The sequence below is a fragment of the Rhizobium sp. P1_E6 genome (genome assembly GCF_056405875.1).
Window position 1 is genome coordinate 1 of the sequence record NZ_JBFUBG010000217.1, and the last position, 2,724, is coordinate 2,724.

General features: G+C 57.9%; 5 protein-coding genes. 1 reads left to right on the forward strand and 4 read right to left on the reverse strand.

Translation table 11 applies throughout. The annotated features are described in order from the left end of the window. Positions 1–225: hypothetical protein (locus AC1D35_RS35455; RefSeq protein WP_477942623.1), on the reverse strand; the 225-nt coding region annotated here is incomplete at its 3' end. Between the two features lie 105 nt (positions 226–330). On the opposite strand from AC1D35_RS35455, the gene AC1D35_RS35460 reads away from it, so the two are divergent. Continuing rightward, positions 331–459, forward strand: a complete 129-nt coding sequence (locus AC1D35_RS35460; protein ID WP_477942625.1) for a hypothetical protein — start codon at positions 331–333, stop codon at positions 457–459. A gap of 112 nt (positions 460–571) precedes the next feature. Here the strand turns inward: AC1D35_RS35460 and AC1D35_RS35465 are convergent, their stop codons facing one another. The 3 genes from AC1D35_RS35465 to AC1D35_RS35475 form a co-directional block, all read right to left on the reverse strand. Beyond that, the gene (locus AC1D35_RS35465; RefSeq protein ID WP_477942627.1) at positions 572–1,315 is read right to left on the reverse strand and encodes an SDR family NAD(P)-dependent oxidoreductase; all 744 of its coding nucleotides are present in this window, start codon (positions 1,313–1,315) and stop codon (positions 572–574) included. 235 nt (positions 1,316–1,550) lie between these two features. Beyond that, on the reverse strand, positions 1,551–2,318 hold the full coding sequence (locus AC1D35_RS35470) for an SDR family NAD(P)-dependent oxidoreductase (RefSeq protein WP_477942629.1): 768 nt from the start codon (positions 2,316–2,318) through the stop codon (positions 1,551–1,553). Positions 2,319–2,576: 258 nt separating this feature from the next. After that, positions 2,577–2,724, reverse strand: a 148-nt coding sequence (locus AC1D35_RS35475) for an integrase core domain-containing protein (protein WP_477942631.1), incomplete at its 5' end; no start/stop codon positions are given.

Consider the following 2,724-nt stretch of genomic DNA (forward strand, 5'->3'; position numbering starts at 1 on the left):
TCCCTGCTCAAGCAGCAACTCGGCTGATGCAAGGTCTCGCTGACCAAGCTCTCCGGACAATCCGCGGATCGTCTTCACAACGCACATAGAGTTCGCGGCAAAGCGACTGTCGCCTTCACCCTCAGCCTCGTCCGCTGTGGCTTCAAGCGCATCAGCAACGGTATCGAGGAGGTTGGTCCGCTCGAGCAGCGTCATTTCAGTAAGTGTCTTCGAAATGCCATTCATAACGGTCTCCTCACGCGGCCGGATCGGGCGCGTAGCGAATTTTCGTGAAGTGTCGTGGCGATGATCGTGAAATGGCCATTGCATCTCTCGGATGCAAGTCATGTTATGGCTGGTACGCATTCCGTGCATGCGTCGCGCAAGCAACTGCAACTGGGCTATCGCGGTCTTGCGGCAATCGTCCGCGTCACGGGGCCGAGCTTCTCGACCGTGACTTCGGTGTCGCGCGACCCCTGATGGAGGCAATACCGGGACAGCGCAACACCTCGTCTGCCTTGAACCAGACGTCTCGTCTTCCCTCCGGTCCGCACGAGGGAATATCCGCGCCGTCGCCGGCGCGGGATTCTGATCAGATCTGTGCGAGGCCGCCGTCGACGGTCAGCTCGATACCGGAAACGTAAGAGCTGTCGTCGGAAGCGAGGAACAGCGCCGGGCCCGCAATGTCTTGACCAGAGCCAAGGCGGCCGAGCGGAACGAGCGTCAGGATATGGTTGTTGATGCCCTGGACGCTCTCTTCACTGAGGCCGGACTTCACCATGATGTTCGTGGCGATATGACCCGGTGCCAGTGCGTTGACGCGGATGCGGCGCGAGCTCAGATCGGTCGTAAGCGTGCGGGCGAACGAGCGCAGCGCAGCCTTCGTGGCCGAGTAGACGCTGAAGTTCGGGAAGCCTTTCGAGCCAGCGATGGAGCTGTTGATGATGATCGAGCCACCGTCCGAAATGAGTGGAAGAAGCTTCTGGATCGTGAAGAAGGTGCCCTTGAAGTTCGTGTCGACGGTGAAGTCGAAATCGTCTTCGGATACTTCATCAAAGGCGATCAGCTTGCCGCCGCCAGCGTTGGCGAACAACACGTCAACGCGACCGTACTTATCCTTCACGTGATCGCGGAGACGGATGATGTCCTGGAGCTTGGAAATGTCGCCCTGAACGAAGTCTGCGTTGATCTTCTGCGCGGCGGCCTCGCCAGCTTCACGATTGCGGCCCGTGATGATGACCTCCGCGCCCTCGGCGATATAGAGCTTCGCCGTTTCGTATCCCATGCCGTCGCTGCCGCCAGTCACGATGGCGATCTTGTTGTCCAGCTTACCCATTTTCGTTCCTTTCACCTTCTAAACGGCCGCCCCTGCGGCTCATTTGAACAGTATGAAGGAACGACTTCGGGGATTAGACCGAGGTCAGACATATGATTTATGTAGGGCGCGTATAGGTGTGCGGATCGGCGTGCTTGCGGTGGAAAAGGTTTTGGATGCCCCTTCTCCATTGATTGAATAAGCTTCCTGCACAACTCTGTCTCCTGGGCGGCGGGAGAGAATGTGACGCATTGGCTTAGATGCGTCGCGTGAAGGCGCCGTCGACCACCACATTGGCGCCGGTGACGTAGCTCGCCGCTGGGCTCGCCATGAATGCGACAACGTTGGCGATCTCCTCTGGCCTCGCCATGCGGCCCATCGGGATCATGGCAACCGCATTGCGGAAATGTTCGGGTTGCTCGCTCTTGATTTGATCCCAGGCACCACCGTCAAACAACGTCGAACCGGGGCTGACAACATTGGCTCGGATACCCTTTGGAGCCACGGTCCGGGCGAGCGACTTGATGTAAAAGTGCAGTGCAGCCTTTATGGCGCCATAGGACACATCTGTGTAGGAATTGAGCTCTGAATCCTCTATTCCCCCGACCGAGCCGATGGCGACAATGCTCCCCATCTGTGATCGCTCAAGGTGCGGAATAACCGCCTCGACCGCCGTCACAGTGTGGATCAGATCGACGTCTAAGGCCGAATGGAACGCCTCGATACTAAGTCCGAAAGATAGGGCGCTGGCGTTTGCCACCAAAATGTCGATACCACCAAGCGCCTCCGCAGCGCTTTCAACCCAGCTACAAAGTGCTGCCCGGTCTTTGACGTCCACGGCCCGGCCCCAAGCCTTGCCTCCCTTGGATTCTAGTACCTTGACCGCGTCCTGCACGGCGTCGCCGCTGCGGGCGCAAATCGCGACGTCGGCTCCTTCCGACGCGAGGCGCTCAGCGATGGCGAACCCAATTCCCCGAGTCGAGCCGGTTACCAGTGCCTTTTTGCCAGTGAGTTGCAGATCCATTTCAAGGATTCCTCTAAACCCACGTCCGCCAGAAAAACCTCTTGGTGAGAGCTAGATATGTTCTCTGGAAAGGGACGCGGCAAGCCCGGGTCGGCAAATGGTCGGATGAGCGGCGGGATGCCATCATTGGTGTGACATCAGTTTTGGCGACCTCATTTGTAAGCGGGTGGATTTAACCCGCTGGGTCACCAGTTTCGCTTTTACCACATAGCAACGGACTCAGATATGGAGTGCCCCCCATTTCGCCGGACAGATCAGCTATTGAGACAATGCTTTGATGAACTCCCTTGKGGAGGCCATTTTCAGCGCTGAGTGTGGGTGGATTTCATTATAGTCTTCGATCCATCCGTCGATCTTCCGGAGGGCTGTTGCGGCGTCCGGAATGGGTGAGATGCGTATGTAGTCC